The sequence below is a fragment of the Microbacterium algihabitans genome (assembly GCF_032464975.1).
Classification (GTDB): Bacteria; Actinomycetota; Actinomycetes; order Actinomycetales; family Microbacteriaceae; genus Microbacterium; species Microbacterium algihabitans.
This window is the reverse complement of sequence record NZ_JAWDIU010000004.1, coordinates 268,571-284,649: the sequence shown is the minus strand read 5'-3', so window position 1 is coordinate 284,649 and position 16,079 is coordinate 268,571. Positions and strand designations below refer to the sequence as shown.

The 16,079-nt window shown below is 70.6% G+C and carries 15 protein-coding genes and 1 tRNA gene; 5 read left to right on the top strand and 11 right to left on the bottom strand.

Annotated elements, in window-relative coordinates; translation table 11 throughout:
• Positions 1-2: 2 nt before the first annotated feature.
• Both RWH43_RS12985 and RWH43_RS12980 read left to right on the top strand, forming a co-directional pair.
• Positions 3-2,255, top strand: a complete 2,253-nt coding sequence (locus RWH43_RS12985) for an MMPL family transporter (RefSeq protein ID WP_316001698.1) — start codon at positions 3-5, stop codon at positions 2,253-2,255.
• A complete protein-coding gene (locus tag RWH43_RS12980) occupies positions 2,252-2,830 on the top strand; it encodes an isochorismatase family protein (protein WP_316001697.1) in 579 nt (192 codons plus the stop codon). Before RWH43_RS12985 ends, RWH43_RS12980 begins: the two co-directional genes overlap by 4 nt.
• Positions 2,831-2,836: 6 nt before the next feature.
• On the opposite strand, the gene RWH43_RS12975 is transcribed toward RWH43_RS12980, so the two are convergent.
• The 3 genes from RWH43_RS12975 to RWH43_RS12965 form a co-directional block, all read right to left on the bottom strand.
• Positions 2,837-3,943, bottom strand: coding sequence for a PAS domain-containing sensor histidine kinase (locus RWH43_RS12975; RefSeq protein WP_316001696.1), 1,107 nt, complete (start codon positions 3,941-3,943; stop codon positions 2,837-2,839).
• 121 nt (positions 3,944-4,064) lie between these two features.
• Complete coding sequence (locus tag RWH43_RS12970; protein WP_316001695.1) at positions 4,065-5,651, bottom strand: molybdopterin-dependent oxidoreductase; 1,587 nt, start codon at positions 5,649-5,651, stop codon at positions 4,065-4,067.
• A 42-nt stretch (positions 5,652-5,693) separates the two neighbouring features.
• Positions 5,694-6,632, bottom strand: coding sequence for an EamA family transporter (locus tag RWH43_RS12965; protein WP_316001694.1), 939 nt, complete (start codon positions 6,630-6,632; stop codon positions 5,694-5,696).
• 80 nt (positions 6,633-6,712) lie between these two features.
• Here RWH43_RS12965 and RWH43_RS12960 point away from each other — a divergent pair, with 80 nt between their 5' ends.
• Complete coding sequence (locus tag RWH43_RS12960; protein ID WP_230705173.1) at positions 6,713-7,195, top strand: Lrp/AsnC family transcriptional regulator; 483 nt, start codon at positions 6,713-6,715, stop codon at positions 7,193-7,195.
• Between the two features lie 21 nt (positions 7,196-7,216).
• Here the strand turns inward: RWH43_RS12960 and RWH43_RS12955 are convergent, their stop codons facing one another.
• The 5 genes from RWH43_RS12955 to RWH43_RS12935 form a co-directional block, all read right to left on the bottom strand.
• Positions 7,217-8,056: a hypothetical protein gene (locus RWH43_RS12955; protein WP_230705174.1), complete on the bottom strand. Its 840-nt coding sequence runs from the start codon at positions 8,054-8,056 to the stop codon at positions 7,217-7,219.
• A 53-nt stretch (positions 8,057-8,109) separates the two neighbouring features.
• Complete coding sequence (locus tag RWH43_RS12950; protein WP_316001693.1) at positions 8,110-8,307, bottom strand: hypothetical protein; 198 nt, start codon at positions 8,305-8,307, stop codon at positions 8,110-8,112.
• A gap of 95 nt (positions 8,308-8,402) precedes the next feature.
• Positions 8,403-9,443 (bottom strand): aldo/keto reductase, encoded by a 1,041-nt coding sequence (locus RWH43_RS12945; RefSeq protein WP_316001692.1) that lies wholly within the window; start codon positions 9,441-9,443, stop codon positions 8,403-8,405.
• Between the two features lie 35 nt (positions 9,444-9,478).
• A complete protein-coding gene (locus RWH43_RS12940; protein WP_316001691.1) occupies positions 9,479-10,516 on the bottom strand; it encodes a methionine synthase in 1,038 nt (345 codons plus the stop codon).
• A 20-nt stretch (positions 10,517-10,536) separates the two neighbouring features.
• Complete coding sequence (locus RWH43_RS12935; RefSeq protein WP_316001690.1) at positions 10,537-11,523, bottom strand: putative oxygenase MesX; 987 nt, start codon at positions 11,521-11,523, stop codon at positions 10,537-10,539.
• A 116-nt stretch (positions 11,524-11,639) separates the two neighbouring features.
• Between RWH43_RS12935 and RWH43_RS12930 the strand changes: the two genes are divergently transcribed.
• Together RWH43_RS12930 and RWH43_RS12925 are read left to right on the top strand one after the other, a co-directional pair.
• On the top strand, positions 11,640-12,581 hold the full coding sequence (locus RWH43_RS12930) for a LysR family transcriptional regulator (RefSeq protein WP_251508897.1): 942 nt from the start codon (positions 11,640-11,642) through the stop codon (positions 12,579-12,581).
• Positions 12,582-12,645: 64 nt separating this feature from the next.
• Complete coding sequence (locus RWH43_RS12925) at positions 12,646-13,839, top strand: low temperature requirement protein A (RefSeq protein WP_316001689.1); 1,194 nt, start codon at positions 12,646-12,648, stop codon at positions 13,837-13,839.
• Positions 13,840-13,924: 85 nt separating this feature from the next.
• On the opposite strand, the gene RWH43_RS12920 is transcribed toward RWH43_RS12925, so the two are convergent.
• The 3 genes from RWH43_RS12920 to RWH43_RS12910 all read right to left on the bottom strand — a co-directional run bounded on the left by RWH43_RS12920 (position 13,925) and on the right by RWH43_RS12910 (position 16,076).
• Positions 13,925-13,997 (bottom strand) — tRNA-Lys (locus RWH43_RS12920).
• Positions 13,998-14,037: 40 nt separating this feature from the next.
• The gene (locus RWH43_RS12915) at positions 14,038-15,057 is read right to left on the bottom strand and encodes a FecCD family ABC transporter permease (RefSeq protein WP_316001688.1); all 1,020 of its coding nucleotides are present in this window, start codon (positions 15,055-15,057) and stop codon (positions 14,038-14,040) included.
• Positions 15,030-16,076, bottom strand: a complete 1,047-nt coding sequence (locus RWH43_RS12910; protein WP_230705178.1) for a FecCD family ABC transporter permease — start codon at positions 16,074-16,076, stop codon at positions 15,030-15,032. Before RWH43_RS12910 ends, RWH43_RS12915 begins: the two co-directional genes overlap by 28 nt.
• Positions 16,077-16,079: the final 3 nt, after the last annotated feature.

Sequence of the window (16,079 nt, the reverse complement as noted above, 5' to 3'; positions counted from 1 at the left end):
ATATGCCCGACGCTCCCGCGCCCGCCCGCCGCCGTTCACGCCGCCTCGACGATCGACCGACGGTGTCGCGCTGGCTGCGCATCGGCATCCCGAGCCTTCTCGTGCTCCTCTGGGTCGTGGGCGGCTCGATCGGTGGACCGTTCTTCGGCAAGGTCGACCAGGTCGCCACCAACGACCAGTCGTCGTTCCTGCCCCAGTCGGCGGATGCCACCCGGGTCAGCGAGCGCCTGACCGATTTCGTGGGCAGTGACACGATTCCGGCCATCGTCGTTGCCTCGTCCGCCGACGGCAGTGCCCTGACCGATGAGCAGGTGACCGACCTGCAGACGCTCGCCACCGACATCGCGGGTCTCGACGGCGTCAGCGGGGAGGCGTCGCCACCCGTGGTCTCGGACGACGGGCAGGCCGCGCAGATCTTCGTGCCCATCGACAGCTCGGGCGAGGTGCGCGACGTCGTTGAGCAGGTGCGCGAGAAGGTGTCCGCCGAGGTGCCCGCGGGCATCGACGTGTGGGTCACGGGTCCCGCCGGCTTCACCGCCGATCTCGCCAAGGGCTTCCTCGGCATCGACGGACTGCTGCTCGGTGTCGCGTTGATCGCGGTCTTCGTCATCCTCGTGATCGTCTACCGCTCGCCGCTGCTGCCGGTGCTTGTGCTGCTGACCTCGGTGTTCGCGCTGTGCGTGGCGCTGTTGACCGTCTGGTGGCTCGCCTTCGCGGGCATCGTGGTGCTCAACGGCCAGGTGCAGGGCATCCTGTTCATCCTCGTGATCGGTGCCGCGACCGACTACGCGCTCCTGTACACGGCCCGCTTCCGCGAGGCAATCGGGGAAGGCCGCAAGAGGTGGGATGCCACGACCCGTGCCTGGCGCGGTGCGTTCGAGCCCATCCTGGCCTCGGGTGGCACGGTCATCGCGGGCCTGCTCTGCCTGCTCCTGTCGGATCTCGCGACGAACCGGGCCCTCGGTCCGATCGCCTCGATCGGCATCGCCTTCGCGGTGCTGTCGGCGCTGACCTTCCTTCCGGCCCTGCTCGCCCTGGTGGGGCGTGCGGCGTTCTGGCCCTTCTTGCCCAAGCCGGGCAGCACCGCCCTGCCCGACGACCTCACGCAGCCCGCCAAGGGCCTGTGGCCGCGGCAGGCGCGTTTCGTCGCGCGTCGGGCCCGCCCCGTCTGGATCGTGTGCACGCTCGTGCTCCTGGCCGCGTGCGTCGGGGTGACGCAGCTGCGCGCCGACGGCGTGCCCGCGAGCGACCTGGTGCTGGGGGCGTCCGAGGCGCGCGACGGTCAGGCCGCGCTCGCCGAGCACTTCCCGGGTGGGTCGGGGAGCCCCGCGTACGTGCTGGTCCCCGAAGTGCAGGCGGCTCAGGCCGTCGAGGTGCTCGATGGAGCGACAGGCGTCGACGCGGTGGCCGTGCTCAGCGGCGACGCGCCCGGCGGCCAGTCGCCGGTGAGCGTCGTCGACGGCGCCCTGCAGACCACGGCGTTCGGGCCTCCCGGCACGCCCGCCCCCGCGCCCACCGTCTCGAACGGCGACGTACTGCTCGCGGCGACGCTCTCGGACACCGCGGATTCACCCGCCGCCGACGAGGCGGTGCGGCAGCTGCGCGTCGATCTCACCGACCGGCTCGGTGAGGGCACCGCCCTGGTCGGCGGCGTCACGGCCACCGACATCGACTCCATCGACACGTCCATCCGCGACCGTTCGCTGATCATCCCGATCGTCCTCGTGGTGATCCTGCTCATCCTGATGGCGCTGCTGCGCTCGATCGTGGCTCCGCTGCTGCTGATGGGAACCGTGGTGGTGTCGTTCGGCGCCGCCCTCGGCGTCAGTGCGCTGGTCTTCGATGGCCTCTTCGGCTTCCCGGGCGCCGACCCCGCCGTCCCCCTGTACGGCTTCGTCTTCCTCGTCGCGCTCGGGGTGGATTACAACATCTTCCTGATGTCGCGCGTGCGGGAGGAGTCGCTCGCGTACGGCACCCGCGCGGGCATCCTGCGCGGCCTGGTCGCCACCGGCGGCGTCATCACCTCGGCGGGACTCGTGCTGGCCGCCACGTTCGCGGCGCTCGGCGTCATCCCGATCCTCTTCCTCGCGCAGATCGCCTTCATCGTCGCCTTCGGTGTGCTGCTCGACACCTTCGTGGTGCGCTCGTTGCTCGTGCCCGCCCTCGCGTACGACCTCGGTCGACGCATCTGGTGGCCCTCGAAGCTCGGCCGGCAGGAGCGGGCGGATGCCGACGCGCCTAGGCTCGAGGCATGACCCGGGCCTTGTTCATCGTCGACGTCCAGAACGACTTCACCGAGCACGGCGCTTTGGGCGTCGAGGGAGGGGATGCGGTCGCCGAGCGCATCTCGCGCTTCCTCGAGCGTCACGCGGGGGAGTACGCCGTGATCGTCGCCTCCCGCGACTGGCATCACGGCGATGACGACAACGGCGGGCACTTCTCGTCGACCCCCGACCTCGTCGACTCGTGGCCCGTGCACTGCGTCGGTGGCACCCCTGGCGCCGACTACGACGAGTTCTTCGACACCTCGCGGGTCACGCACCACCTCAAGAAGGGGCAGGGCAAGCCCGCCTACTCGCTTTTCGAGGGAGTGTCCGACGAGGGCGAGACCGCCGCGCAGATCCTCGAGGCCCACGGCATCCGCGACATCGATCTGGTGGGGATCGCGACGGACTACTGCGTGCGGGCCTCGACCCTCGACGCGCTGGCGGCCGGTCGGGGGGTGCGGGTGTTCACCGACCTGATCGCGGGGGTGCACGCCGACTCCAGCGCCACCGCTCTCGCCGAGCTCGAGGCAGCCGGTGCGCGGCTGACCCACTCGGCGGAGTGAGCTCGGCTACACGCACCCGGTCGGGTCGTCGTCGTCGGTGCGGGGGATCGAGAGGGTCACCGTGGTGCCCTCGCCGGGTGCGCTGACGAGGCGCAGTCGACCGCCGTTGGCATTGGCCACGCGTTGCACGCTGGCGAGCCCGATACCCTGACCGCCGTCGCCCTTCGCGGCGTAGCGGCCGCGTTCGCCGTCGTTCGTGATCACCGAGAGATCGTCGGGGTGGATGCCGCGGCCGGTGTCGCGCACGCGCACGGCGGCACCCTCGTCGGTCTCGAACACCGAGATCTCGATCTCGTCGTCGGAGTACTTGGCCGCATTCTCGAGCACGTTCGCGATGGCGCGGCGCAGACCCAGGACGTCTCCGCAGACCGGAACGGGGTCCATCTGCGCATAGACGACGCGCTCGGACGCGGCGCCCGGGAGAACCAGCGCGACGGCGCCCCGGGCGACGAGATCCATGGTGGCGCGGTGGCGACCGCGCGTCGACTCCGGGTTGACGTTGGCCATGAGCGCCTCGGCCATCGCGACCATGTGGTCGCTCGCCTCGCCGGCCCGCTGCAGCAGGCGATTGTCGTCGCCGATCTCCTCGCCGATCAGGTCGAGGTAGCCGCGCAGCGCCGTCACGGGGGAGAGCAGGTCGTGCGCGAAGGTGCGCTGCAGGGCGACCCGCTCGTCGGCGGCCTGCTTCTCGCCCGTCAGGTCGCGCACGATCTTGACGAACCCGAGCACCTGGCCCTGGTCGTTGCGGATCGCCGAGATCGTGACGCGGGCCCAGAACTCCGAGCCGTCGCTGCGCAGGCGCCAGCCGGTGTCTTCGACGTGACCGTCGCGCTGCGCGGCGGCCAGCAGTGAGTCGGGAACCCCGCGTCGGCGGTCTTCTTCACGGTAGAAGCGCGAGAAGTGCGATCCGAGGATCTCGTCTTCGCTGTAGCCCTTGATGCGCTCCGCGCCGAGGTTCCAGCCGCGGACGAACCCGCCGCTGTCGAGCTTGACGATCGCGAAGAGGTCGACCTGCTCGTCCCAGTCCTGAGGGATCGAGCGCCGGATGCTCGTCAACGGGTGCGCCGGGTCGACCCCGGGCGCGACGGGCGGAGTCGGGGGTTCTTCGGGCACGCTGCTCATCGGACGGCACGGGCGCGGGTCGGGATACTCGCTGAAGCCATGCCTCGATCATGGCCCCCCGGTGGGGCGGACCGACAGCGATTGACATTCGCCGAACCGGTCCGCTCCCGTGTCACGAGACGGTGACGAGGGTGCGCTGCCAGCCGCTCGAGCCGTCGGGGGCGATGGGCGCCTGGTCCTGGATCTGCACGTTGCCCTGCGCGTCGGTGGCCCGGACCGCGATGTAGTGCGTGCCGGCCTCGGCGGTCCAGTCGAACTTCCACTGCACCCACGATTGGGCGTTGATGGGCGTCGAGAGCTGCGTCTGCTGCCACTCGCCGTTGTCGATGCTGACCTCAACCTTTTCGACGCCGATCGGCTGGGCCCAGGCCATTCCGGCCACGACCACGGGTCCGGCGGCGATCGGCGTGCCGATCTTGGGGGTGTCCACGCGCGACGACATCTTGATCGGCGCCTGCGCGGCGTACCCGCGAGGGGTCCAGTACGCCTCGTCCTTGTCGAAGCGGGTCACGGTGAGCTTGGTGACCCACTTCGTCGCCGAGACGTAGCCGTACAGACCCGGAACGACCATGCGCACGGGGAACCCGTGCTCGAAGGGCAGCGGTTCGCCGTTCATGGCCACCGCGAAGATCGCGTCGAGGTTGTCGTCGGTGAGCGAGGAGAGGGGAGTGGATGCCGTGAAGCCGTCCACGCTCTCGGAGAGCACCATGTCGGCATCCGCCTGCACACCCGCCATCCGCAGCACGTCGCGGATCGGCAGCCCCGTCCAGATCGCGTTGCCGACGAGGTCTCCGCCGACCTCGTTCGACACGCAGGTGAGGGTCACGCCGTACTCGTCGAGGCCCATGTTGACGAGGTCGTCGAAGCTGAGCTCGATGGGGTTGTCGACCATTCCCTCGATCGACAGGCGCCACGTGGTGGGGTCGACGTTGGGAACGCTCAGCGCCGTGTCGACGCGGTAGAAGTCGGCGTTGGGGGTGATGATCGGGCTGAGGCCGTCGATCTCCCAGTTGGCGTCCGCGGGGACGGTGACGGTCGACCGCGCGGCCGGCAGACGCAGGGCGTCGCGAGCGGCGGCGACCGACGAGGTCGCCGCGTTCAGCACACGTGCGCCCACTCCGACGACGACGGCGCCGACGGCGGTGAGGCCGGTGAAGAGCAGGAAGTGGCGGCGGTCGGTGCCCGTGGCCTCGACGTTCTGCGCGGTGGCGGCCGCCACCCAGCGACGCAGGCGGACCATGGCCAGCATCAGCACGAGGACGCCGGCGATGGTGCCGGCGACCGGGGGGAGCCAGCTGAGGGCGCCGGCGCCGGTGCGCGTGACGATGGCGGCGGTGGCGAGGATTCCGCCGATGCCGAGCAGCACGACCCCGACGAAGCGGAAGCGGTATTCGAGGACACCGGCGACGGCGGCCGCGACGGCGGCACCGAGTCCGACGCCGGCGAGCAGGGCGATCTTGTCGCTCTCGCCGAACAGGGTGATCGCGAGCTCCTTCAGGGGGCGCGGGACGATGTCGACGATGAACGAGCCGACCGCGAGGATCGGGCTCGCCGAGCGGGCGACCAGTGCCGCAAGGGCCTCGGCGACCGCCAGCAGTGCTGCCGCCGATACGATTCCGGCGAGTGCGGCCCAGATCCAGGCGTGGGGGCGGCGCACCGACGTCTTCCGGTCGGTCTTCGCCGTGGTGTCGGTGGTCATGGCATCCCTCATCTCCGGCCGTCGCGCACGCGTGACGAGGCCTCACACCTCATTCGGAGCGGAAGGGGAAACGGATGCCGTGGGGGTGAGTGCGAAGAGGGCGACGCCCGACGCGATGAGGGCCAGGGCGAGGGCCAGTCCGGCCGTGACCGGCTCGCCGAGCAGGGGGGCCGCCACGACCGCGGTGAGCACGGGGCTGAGCGCGCCGGCCGCCGCGGGGATGCTGCTGCCGAGGTTCTTCACCGCCACGACGTAGCAGGCGGTCGACAGCAGGCCGGTCCCGATGCCCTGCACGAGGGCGTAGCCGCCGAGGGCTCCCAGGTCGATGGAGCCCGAGAACAGGTGCGACGGCAGGGCGCCGGTTGCGGCGAGCACCGCGGCACCGAGGAGTGAAGCGAGCGAGACGACGACGATCACCCCGACGGGGTCGAGGCGCGTGCGAGCGAGGCCCACCGTGTACGCCGCCCACACGAACCCCGCGGCCAGCAGCACGGCGATGCCGCCGGGGCCGGCCGATCCGCCGGTGAAGACCGCGCTGGCGGCGACGCCCGCGACGATGGCGGCGAGGGCGAGGGCTCGACGGCGGGGGATGCCGCGCCGGCTGCGCGCGAAGAGCAGGAGCGTGACGAAGAGGGGCACCGTCCCGGGCACCAGCAGGCCGGTCAGCGCGGCGGAGGTGAGGTGGGCGCCCCACGCGAACAGCAGGTAGTGGGGGAGTCCGGCGAGCAGGACCAGCGCGACGATGAGCGCCCGCTCCCGGCGGAGCGCGCGAAAGGTGCGGGAGATCCAGGGCGACAGCACGAGCGCGGGCACTGCGAAACGCACGATCGCGGCATCCGCCATCGTCAGTCCGGCTCCCTCGAGGGCCCGCGCCGACAGGGCGAACGACGACCAGAGCGCGACGACCGCGGCCACGGCCGCGAGGCCGATCACGGTGGAGCGAGCGAGCGCGGGGCGGCGCGGCAGGGCGAACGTGGTCACCCGCTGAGCGTAGGGATTCGCCGGTGGCAGGCGATTGCGAAAGTTGCCCGTGAATCGTTGATCTTGGCAGAATCTGCCGTATGACGGCTCTCGATGGCATCGACAAGCGGATCCTGCACGAGTTGCAGCAGAACGGCCGTCTCACGAACCAGGAGCTGGCCGATCGTGTCGGCCTCTCGCCCTCGCCGTGCCTGCGGCGCGTGCGCCACCTCGAACAGCAGGGGGTCATCGAGGGCTATCGCGCCGTCGTCGCCCCAAAGGTCGTCGGGCTGAGCATCACCGCGTTCGTGCGACTACGCCTGGCGACGCACGAGGGGGCGACGGTGGATGCCGTGGAGCAGCGCCTGCGCGCGATCCCGCACATCGTCGAGGCGCACCTGCTGGCGGGTGACTGGGACTACCTCGTGCGGATCGTCACGCCGAGCTTCGCGGAGTACGAGCGCCTGCTGCGGGAGCACCTGCGCGCGATCCCGTCGCTGGCCTCGATCGACACCACGTTCGCCTTCGCCGAGACGAAGCCGCTCTCGCCGCTTCCGCTCGGCGAGGAGACCGCGCGCCGCTGATCGGATCGACCGGTCGCCCGATCAGGAGAGGAACGCCACCGGCAGGTCGGCGATCGGGAGACCCGAGGCGGCGATCTCGCGTTCGATCGCCGCGTGGTGTTCGGCGGGGGCGGTGAGCTGCACCTTCTCGGCCCCGTCGATGGGGGTTCCCCCGCCGCCGAGGAAGAGCGCCGTGGCTCCATAGGTGTCGATGAGCCGGGCGAGCAGGTCGTGATAGCGCTGCGCCTCGCCGGGGCCGACGACGACGCCCAGCTGCGGGCCGCTCACCTCCACGGGAGTGCCGGGGCCGACGCCCGCGGCCGTCCGCAGCGCGTCGGCGCCGGCGACGAGGGGGAGAAGGCGGTCCGCCATCTCGCGGCCGTCGATCGTCGAGATCCCCAGGCGCGCACCGTCCCAGATCGCAGCCTGCACGGTCTCCCCGGGCGCGAGTCGGCCGATCTCGGTCACGACCGGGGCGGGATCGAACCCGACGTCGGGACACCCGTCGTCGGCCTCGCCCGCGAAGGAGACGCGCGTGTCGGCGACGGTGACCACGTCGAAACCCCACGACACGGCATCCGAATACTCCGACGCGCACGCCAGGCGCCAGACTTCGTCGAGGTCGTCATCGGAGACGGTCACCGAGAGGGACGCGTGCGGCTGGACGAACAACGGCGCCTCGACCCAGCGTTCGCTCTGCACGTCCGTCACCCCGGGAATCGAGCCGACCTGCGCGCTCAACGCGTCGAAGGCGGGGTCGGAGCGGGGGAAGCGCGTCTCATCGGCCATGAGGCCGAACATCAGCACGCCCCCGCCGAGAACGGCGATCGCCGCCGCCGCAGCAGCGACGACGGCGATGCGGGACCGCACGTTCTTCGGCATCCGTCGACCTCCTCACCCGGAGGGTACGAGGGTCGCGTGAACGCCGGGAGAACTCAGCGCGTGTTCGTGCGGACGCCGCGCTGTTTGCTCATCTTCGCGATCACCTTGCGGCGGATCTTCTGCACCTTCGGGTCCTTCCAGACCCGGTAGGCGACGGTCCCCGCGGCGGCGGTGCGCCCGATGGCCGTGCGGGCGATGACGGCGCCCGCGAGGGCGACCGCTCCGGTCCCGATCCAACGTCCGACTCCCATGGTGACTCCTCTGCTCGCGTCGTGAGGTGTCCACCCCACACGATCGAGCAGCGGATGCCGTGCCGCTTGCGTCACCGCGGGCGATATGCCTGCGCTCAGCGGACGGCGGCGCCCACGGGGGCGGCGAACGGCTCCAGGGCGGCGATCACGTCGTCGGAGAGCGTGGCCTTGCTCGCGTGCACCGCGTCGTCGACCTGGCTCGGACGCGAGGCGCCGATGATCGCGGTGGTGACCACGGGGTCGCGCAGTACCCACGCCACCGCCAGTTGCGGGATCGACAGTCCCGCCTCGCGGGCGACGCCCTCGATGCCGCGGATGCGCTCGAGGTAGTCGTCGGTGAGGGCGCTGCCGTCGAGGAAGCGGCTGTCGGCGGCGCGCGAGTCGGCCGGAACGGTGCCGTCGAGGTACTTGGCCGTCAGCAGACCCTGAGCCAGCGGCGAGAACACCGCGCTGCCGACGCCGAGGTCGCGCAGCGTCGGGAACAGGTCGGCCTCGGGCGTGCGGTCGAACAGCGAGTACCGCGGCTGGTGCACGAACAGGCGCACGCCCTCGGCGGCGAGCAGCTCGTACGCGCGGCGGGTGAGGTCGGCGGGGTAGTTCGAGATGCCGACGTAGAGCGCCTTGCCGCTGCGCACGATGTCGGCGAGGGCGGTGACCGTCTCTTCGATGGGCGTCTCGGGGTCGACGCGGTGCGAGTAGAACACGTCGACGTAGTCGGTGCGCATGCGGGTGAGGCTCTGCTCGAGGGAGCGCATCAGGTACTTGCGGGATCCGCCGTCGCCGTAGGGGCCGGGCCACATGTCGTAGCCGGCCTTCGTCGAGAGGAACAGCTCGTCGCGGTAGGGGCGCAGGTGGCTGTCGAGAACGGTGCCGAACGTCGACTCGGCGGCGCCGTAGGGCGGGCCGTAGTTGTTGGCGAGGTCGACGTGCACGACCCCGCGGTCGAACGCGTGCAGGAGGATCTCGCGCTGCGAGTCGAGCGTGCGGCCGCTGCCGAAGTTCTGCCACAGACCGAGAGAGATACGGGGCAGACGGATGCCGCTGGCACCCGCCCGCGCGAACGGGACGTCGTCGTACCGTGCGGTCGACGCGGAGAGGGCGGAGGTCAGGCGGGGGTCATCGGCAGCGATGGGCATGGACCGACTCTGCCACGGATGACCCCGCTCGCGCGTCAGGCCGGGACGCGCGCCAGTTCGTCGCGCAGGATGCGGGCGCCGGCGGAGAGCGCGCTCATCTTGTCGAACGCGACCTGGCGCGGCAGGGGGGCCATGCCGCAGTTCGAGCTCGCGATCAGCATGTCGGCGTCGACGAACTCCAGGGCGCGCCGCAGGGTGTCGGCGACCTCGTCGGGCGTCTCGATGTCGTGGTCGGCCACGTCGACGGCGCCGAGCATGACCTTCTTGCCGCGGATGAGCTCGATCACATCGATCGGCACGTGCGAATTGTGGCTCTCGAGCGACACGATGTCGATACTCGAGCTCTGCAGCAGCGGGAACGACTGCTCGTACTGGCGCCACTCCGCGCCGAGCGTGGCCTTCCAATCGGTGTTGGCCTTGATGCCGTAGCCGTAGCAGATGTGCACGGCCGTCTCGGCGCGCAGGCCCTCGACCGCGCGCTCGAGGGCGGCGATGCCCCAATCCTTCGTCTCGTCGAAGAAGACGTTGAACGCGGGCTCGTCGAACTGGATGATGTCGACGCCCACCGCCTCGAGCTCCTTGGCCTCCTGGTTGAGGATGGTCGCGAACTCCCAGGCGAGCTTCTCTCGGCTGCGGTAGTGGCGATCGGCGAGGGTGTCGATCATGGTCATCGGGCCGGGAAGGGCCCACTTGATCGGGCGATCCGTCTGCTGCCGCAGGAAAGCGGCATCCGCGACGAACACCGGCTGGCGACGGCCGACCGCGCCGACGACGGTGGGAACGCTCGCGTCGTAGCGGTCGCGGATGCGCACCGTCTCTCGGTTCTCGAAGTCGACGCCCTCGAGGTGCTCGATGAAGGTCGTGACGAAGTGCTGACGCGTCTGCTCACCGTCGCTGACGATGTCGATGCCGCGGCGCTCCTGCTCCTGGACGGCGGCGCGCAGGGCGTCGTGCTGGCCCTCGGCGAGGGTGTCGCCCTCGAGCTCCCAGGGCGACCAGAGCACCTCGGGGCGGGCGAGCCACGAGGGCTTGGGGAGGCTGCCGACGAGGGCGGTGGGGATGAGCGCGTTCACGGTGGGGGTCTCCGGGGAAGTCATCGGGTCGGGAGGGCGTCGGCGACGAGCCAGGCGTCGAGCACCGCGCGGTGCGGCGTCACGAAGTGCTCCTCGGTGTAGCGGCCCTGGGTGATGCCGAGGCGGCTGCGCTCCTCGCGGTCGTAGGCGATATCGGTGCGCGTGAAGTCGCCGTGCTCGAGGGTCGGACGGAAGACCTCGCCGGCCGGGAAGTGGGCGTTGTAGATCTCGGGGCGGTAGATCTTCTGGAACGTCTCCATCGTGGCGATCGTGCCGGCCAGCTGTAGGTCGGTGTAGTCGGCGAGCAGGTCGCCCTCGAAGTAGAACGCCAGGGGAGCGACGCTGCCGTGCGGCATGAAGTAGCGCACCTGCAGGCCCATCTTGCCGAAGTACTCGTCGGTGAGGCTGAAGCTGTCCTGCTCGTACTCGAAGCCGAGCACGGGGTGCTCGACGCCGGTGCGGCGGTAGGTGCGGCTCGTCGAGACGCTGATGCACACGACGGGCGACTGCGCGTAGCGCTCGCGGTAGGCGGTGGAGCCCAGGAAGTGCTGGAAGAGCTTCCCGTGCAGGATGCCGAAGTCCTCGGGCAGAGTGAAGGGTCCGCCGTCCGCGTTGGCCGCCGGCAGCAGCACACTGAAGTCGTAGTCGCGCAGGTACGACGAGAAGTTGTTGCCGACGATGCCCTGGTGGCGCTCGCCGGTGGTGGTGTCGACGACGTGGATGTCGAGCACCTCCAGCAGCGGGAACTCGCGGTCGGCGCCGGCGTCGTCGTCGAACTGCAGGTGGGCCGAGACGATGTCGAGCTCGACGCTGTACGTATCCGCGCCGCCGCCGACGAGGTCGTTCACGCGGCGGTCGATCATCGCGAGGGCGTTGCGCAGGTTCTGCTGGCGGTGCTCGCCCCGGGCGAGGTTGGCGAAGTTGGTGGTGATCCGCGAGCTGCTCGACGGCGCGTAGTCCTCGTCGAAGCGGGTGGTGGAGATGCGGAACGTGATGTCGTTCGCCATGGCAAGCCAATCGAGAAGGGCCGGGTGGGCCGTGCGGTGATCGTGTTTTCATCGTGCGCTTCGACCGGAGTCATCGGGTAATTCCGTTGAACTATGCAGAGGTATAGCCTTCGACTATGGCTAGGCGATCGAGCGGCATCACCCTGCAGCAGCTGCAGTACTTCATCGAGGTCGCGGCCGAGGGCTCGATCAGCGCGGCGGCCGACCTGCTGTTCGTCGCGCAACCCACGATGTCGGCGGCGATGCGCGACCTCGAGACGCGCGTCGGTCGCGACCTGCTCACCCGCTCCGCGCGCGGGGTCACGCTGACCGTCGACGGTGTGGAGTTCCTCGGCTACGCCCGCCAGGTCGTCGAGCAGGCCGAGCTGCTCGAGCAGCGCTACCTGGGGCGCCCGCCTTCGCGTCGCCTGCTCGGCGTCTCGGCGCAGCACTACTCGTTCGTCGTCGACGCGTTCGTGCGGATGGTGAAGGCGACGGATGCCGCGGAGTACGAGTTCTCCCTGCGCGAGACCCGCACCTTCGACATCATCGAAGACGTGCGCACCCTGCGCAGTGAGATCGGCGTGCTCTTCCGCAACGACTTCAACCGCAACGTGCTCGACAAGCTGCTGCGGGACTCGGGACTCGCCTTCCATCCGCTCTTCCGCGCCGAACCGCACATCTTCGTCTCGCGGCGGAATCCTCTCGCCGGTCGCGAGCGCGCGAGTCTCGACGACCTCGCCGACCTGCCGCGCCTGACCTTCGACCAGGGCGCGAACAACTCGTTCTACTTCGCCGAGGAGATCCTCTCGACCCTGTCGAGCCGCCAGGAGATCCGCGTCTCGGACCGCGCCACGATCTTCAACCTCATGATCGGCCTCGACGGCTACACGATCTCGACCGGCATCATCAGCGACGACCTCGACCCCGAGATCGTCGCCGTGCCCCTCGAGGTCGACGAGCGCATCGAGATCGGCTGGATCGGTCGCACGGCCATCCCCCTCACCGAGCAGGCGCAGCGCTACCTCGCCGAGATGCGCGCCGTGGTGGCGGAGTTCGGGGTCGAGCTGATCGGCTGACGGCCGGCTCGGGTCGGTGAGCGGTTCGCCGTCGTGACCCGACGCGTCGGTGCCAGGATGAGGCATGGCATTCGGGATGGCCCGCGACGTGTTGCGCCCCACGGACTCCTCGCGCGCGGACCGGGTGACGTACGTCGAGCTGTTCTTCGACTTGATGTTCGTTCTCGCGCTGACGCAGTTGTCCGCCTACCTCTTCGAGAACCAGACTCCGCTCGGCGCGTTCGAGGGCGTCATCATGGTGTGCGCGCTGTGGTGGGCGTGGGTGTCGACCACCTGGGTGACCAATTGGCTCGACCCCGTGAAGCTTCCCGTGCGCGGAGTGGTCGTCGCTCTGGGGTTCGTCGCGCTCGTGATGAGCGTCTCGATCGCGGAGGCCTTCGGTGATCGAGCGTGGGCGTTCGCCGTGGCGTACGTCGTCCTGCAGATCGGGCGCACGGGGTTCATCGTGTGGGCGACCGTTCGTCACGACCGGCGGGTGGCGCACGATTTCGCTCTGATCCTCGGATGGACCGTCGTCGGCGGCGCCCTCTGGATCGTCGGTGCCGTGCTGCCCCCTGCCGGGCAGCTGCCGTTGTGGACCGCGGCGCTCGCTCTCGAACTGCTCGGCACGATCCTGGGGTACCCGATACCGGGTCGAGGAAAAGTGCGGCTGCAGTCGTGGGATCTGTCCGGCCCCCACATCGCCGAACGCACGGCGCTCTTCGTGCTCATCGCGGTCGGCGAGGGATTGCTCGTCACCGGCCTCGCCTTCGTCGAGAAGGAGTCGTCCGCGTCATCGGTGGCGTCGCTGGTGACCGCGTTCGTCGCCGCCGCGGCGGCGTGGTGGATCTACTTCGATCACGGCGAGCGCGTCGGCGCTGAGGCGATCGAGGCGTCAGACGAACCAGGCCGACTCGCTCGCACGGCGTACACCTGGGTGCACCTTCCGATCATCGGCGGGATCGTGTTGCTGAGTGTGGGCGACAAGGAAATGCTTTCGCATCCCGACCAGCGAAGTGCCGCCGCGACCATCGTCATCGTCGGCGGGCCCCTCCTCTTCCTCGCGGGCACCGTGCTGTTCCGGCGCACCCTCGAACGGCGGTGGCCGAGAGCTCAGCTGTTCGGCCTCGTCGGTCTGGCCGTGCTTGCGGGGATGGCCCTTCTCTTGCCTGTCCTCGACGCGCTCGGATTGTCGATCGCGGCCGCGATCCTTCTCGCCGGTGTCGCAGCCGCCGAGACCGTCGAGCGGGTGCGTCGTGGGCGCAGAGCGGGGGGATGAACGCACCTCTGGCGGCGCAAGCGCGCGACGGCGGCGGAGAGCGTCGCGTCCGGTCCGACGGCGTAGTGCTCCGAGAGGGAGAGAGTGGGCCCGGAGGGGCTCGAACCCTCGACCCGCGGATTAAAAGTCCGATGCTCTGCCAACTGAGCTACAGGCCCTGATGTCTCCAGCGTACCGGGCGCGAACGGGCCCGCGTGTTCACCGGCGCGTGCGCGCCACGATCCAGAACAGGTACGCCCCGCCCACCACGCCCGTGACGAGCCCGACCGGGATCTGCAGGGGAGCGAGCGCCCGCTGCGCCACGACGTCGGCGATGAGCAGCACCGTCGCGCCGATCGCGGCCGACCCGACGAGGGGGATGCCGCTGGTGCCCATCACCCTCCTCGCCAGCTGGGGTGCGGCGAGGGCGACGAAGCCGATCGGTCCCGCGACGGCGGTGGCCGTGCCGGTCAGCAGCGCGGCCACGACGATGAGCACCAGCTTGGCGCGGCCCGTGCGCACACCCAGCGAGCGGGCGGTGTCGTCGCCCAGTTCGAGCGCGCGGACCTCGCGGTGCACGACGACCAGCACCGTCGACAGCACGATCAGCGAGGCGAGGAGCAGGGCGACGTCGGATGCCGAAGCGGCCACGAGACTGCCGAAGAGCCACTGCGTCGCGTTGCGCGCGATCTCGAGCGGCGCACGTGTGAGCAGGTAGTCGTTGACGGCCGAGAGCAGCATGCTGAGCGCGATCCCCGCGAGGATCGTCTTCTCGCGCGAGATCCCGACCCGCCGGGCGATCATCATGACGACCACGACCGTGAGCAGCCCGCCCATCCACGCACCGGCCGCCGGCGAGGCGGTGGGAGCGATGAGGGTCAGCCCGATCAACGCCCCGGTGGCCGAGCCGGCGCTGAAGCCGACGATGTCGGGGCTCGCGAGCGGATTGCGGGCGAGGGTCTGAAACACCGCCCCGGCGAGCCCGAGGGCGGCACCGATCGCGAGCGCGGCCGAGATCCGGGGAACCCGCAGGCCCAGCACGACGAGCGAGGTGCGCGCATCGCCCGTGCCGGAGAGGGCGGATGCCACGTCTCCCACCGACGCCTGGAACGAACCCGTCGTCAGCCCGACCACTGCCGCCACCGCGGCGACGACCAGCGTCACGCCGAGGGCGATGACGGGACGGCGGGAGCGGCGTCGCACGAGCGCGGTCACGTCGTCTTCCGCAAGATCAGCCACAGCAGCAGGGGCGCGCCGACGAAGGCGGCGACGATCCCCGCCTCCACCTCGCCGGGAAGCGCGATGACGCGACCGACGACGTCGCTCGCGAGCGTCAGGGTGGCGCCGCCGACCGCCGCGAGGGGGAGTGAGGAGCGAAGGCCACCGCTCGCCGATCCGCGGACGAGGTGCGCGACCAGCAGTCCGATGAACGCGAGGGGGCCGGCCGCGGAGGTGGCCGCCGCGCAGAGGATGGTGATCGCGGCACCCGCGCCGAGGATCACCGGGAGCGGGGAAACGCCGAGTGCTCGGGCGAGGTCGTCACCGAGACGCAGCTGATCGAGGCCGCGCGCGACGACGACCGCCAGCACGATGCCCACGACGGCGAACGGGAGCAGCTGCGCGGCGACGCCGGGATCGCGTCGCTCGAACGAACCGACCGCCCAGAAGCGGAACGACTCGAACGTGTCGTCGTCCGCGAGCGTGATGATGCGGACGAGCGCGCCGAGGCAGGCACTGAGGGCGACCCCCGCGAGCACGAGCCCGACGGTGTCGGTGCGTCGCCCGGGTCGGGCGGCGAGGGTGACGAGCACGGCCGAGCCGGCTGCCCCCGCGAAGGCGAACCAGACGTAGCCGCTCGCGGTCCCGATGCCGAACACGGCGATCGCGACGACGACGCCGAGGGCGGCGCCCGCGTTCACCCCGAGAAGTCCGGGGTCGGCGAGCGGGTTGCGGGTGAGCGCCTGCATGAGCACCCCGGCCACGCCGAGGCACGCGCCCGCGAACACGGCGGTGATCGTGCGCGGCAGGCGCAGCTGGTGCACGATGACGCCCGCGGCATCCGTGCGATTCGAGAACAGCGCCGAGACGACGTCGGGCGGCGAGAGTGGCCGTGATCCGACGGCGAGACTCGCCACGATCACGCCCATCAAGACGACGGTGAGGCCCAGCGTGACGACGGCGATGCGCGCTCGCGAGCGGCGACGCAGGCGCGCCGGGGAGTCGGCATCCGCAGACACGGCCGGGTGGATGTCGAGCACAAA

What these genes read in the sequence shown, in the direction of transcription:
- RWH43_RS12985 (WP_316001698.1), top strand. Translation starts at nt 3, where the DNA reads ATGCCCGACGCTCCCGCGCCCGCCCGCCGCCGTTCACGCCGCCTCGAC.
- RWH43_RS12980 (WP_316001697.1), top strand. Translation starts at nt 2,252, where the DNA reads ATGACCCGGGCCTTGTTCATCGTCGACGTCCAGAACGACTTCACCGAG.
- RWH43_RS12970 (WP_316001695.1), bottom strand. Translation starts at nt 5,651, where the DNA reads ATGACCACCGACACCACGGCGAAGACCGACCGGAAGACGTCGGTGCGC.
- RWH43_RS12960 (WP_230705173.1), top strand. Translation starts at nt 6,713, where the DNA reads ATGACGGCTCTCGATGGCATCGACAAGCGGATCCTGCACGAGTTGCAG.
- RWH43_RS12955 (WP_230705174.1), bottom strand. Translation starts at nt 8,056, where the DNA reads ATGCCGAAGAACGTGCGGTCCCGCATCGCCGTCGTCGCTGCTGCGGCG.
- RWH43_RS12950 (WP_316001693.1), bottom strand. Translation starts at nt 8,307, where the DNA reads ATGGGAGTCGGACGTTGGATCGGGACCGGAGCGGTCGCCCTCGCGGGC.
- RWH43_RS12945 (WP_316001692.1), bottom strand. Translation starts at nt 9,443, where the DNA reads ATGCCCATCGCTGCCGATGACCCCCGCCTGACCTCCGCCCTCTCCGCG.
- RWH43_RS12935 (WP_316001690.1), bottom strand. Translation starts at nt 11,523, where the DNA reads ATGGCGAACGACATCACGTTCCGCATCTCCACCACCCGCTTCGACGAG.
- RWH43_RS12930 (WP_251508897.1), top strand. Translation starts at nt 11,640, where the DNA reads ATGGCTAGGCGATCGAGCGGCATCACCCTGCAGCAGCTGCAGTACTTC.
- RWH43_RS12925 (WP_316001689.1), top strand. Translation starts at nt 12,646, where the DNA reads ATGGCATTCGGGATGGCCCGCGACGTGTTGCGCCCCACGGACTCCTCG.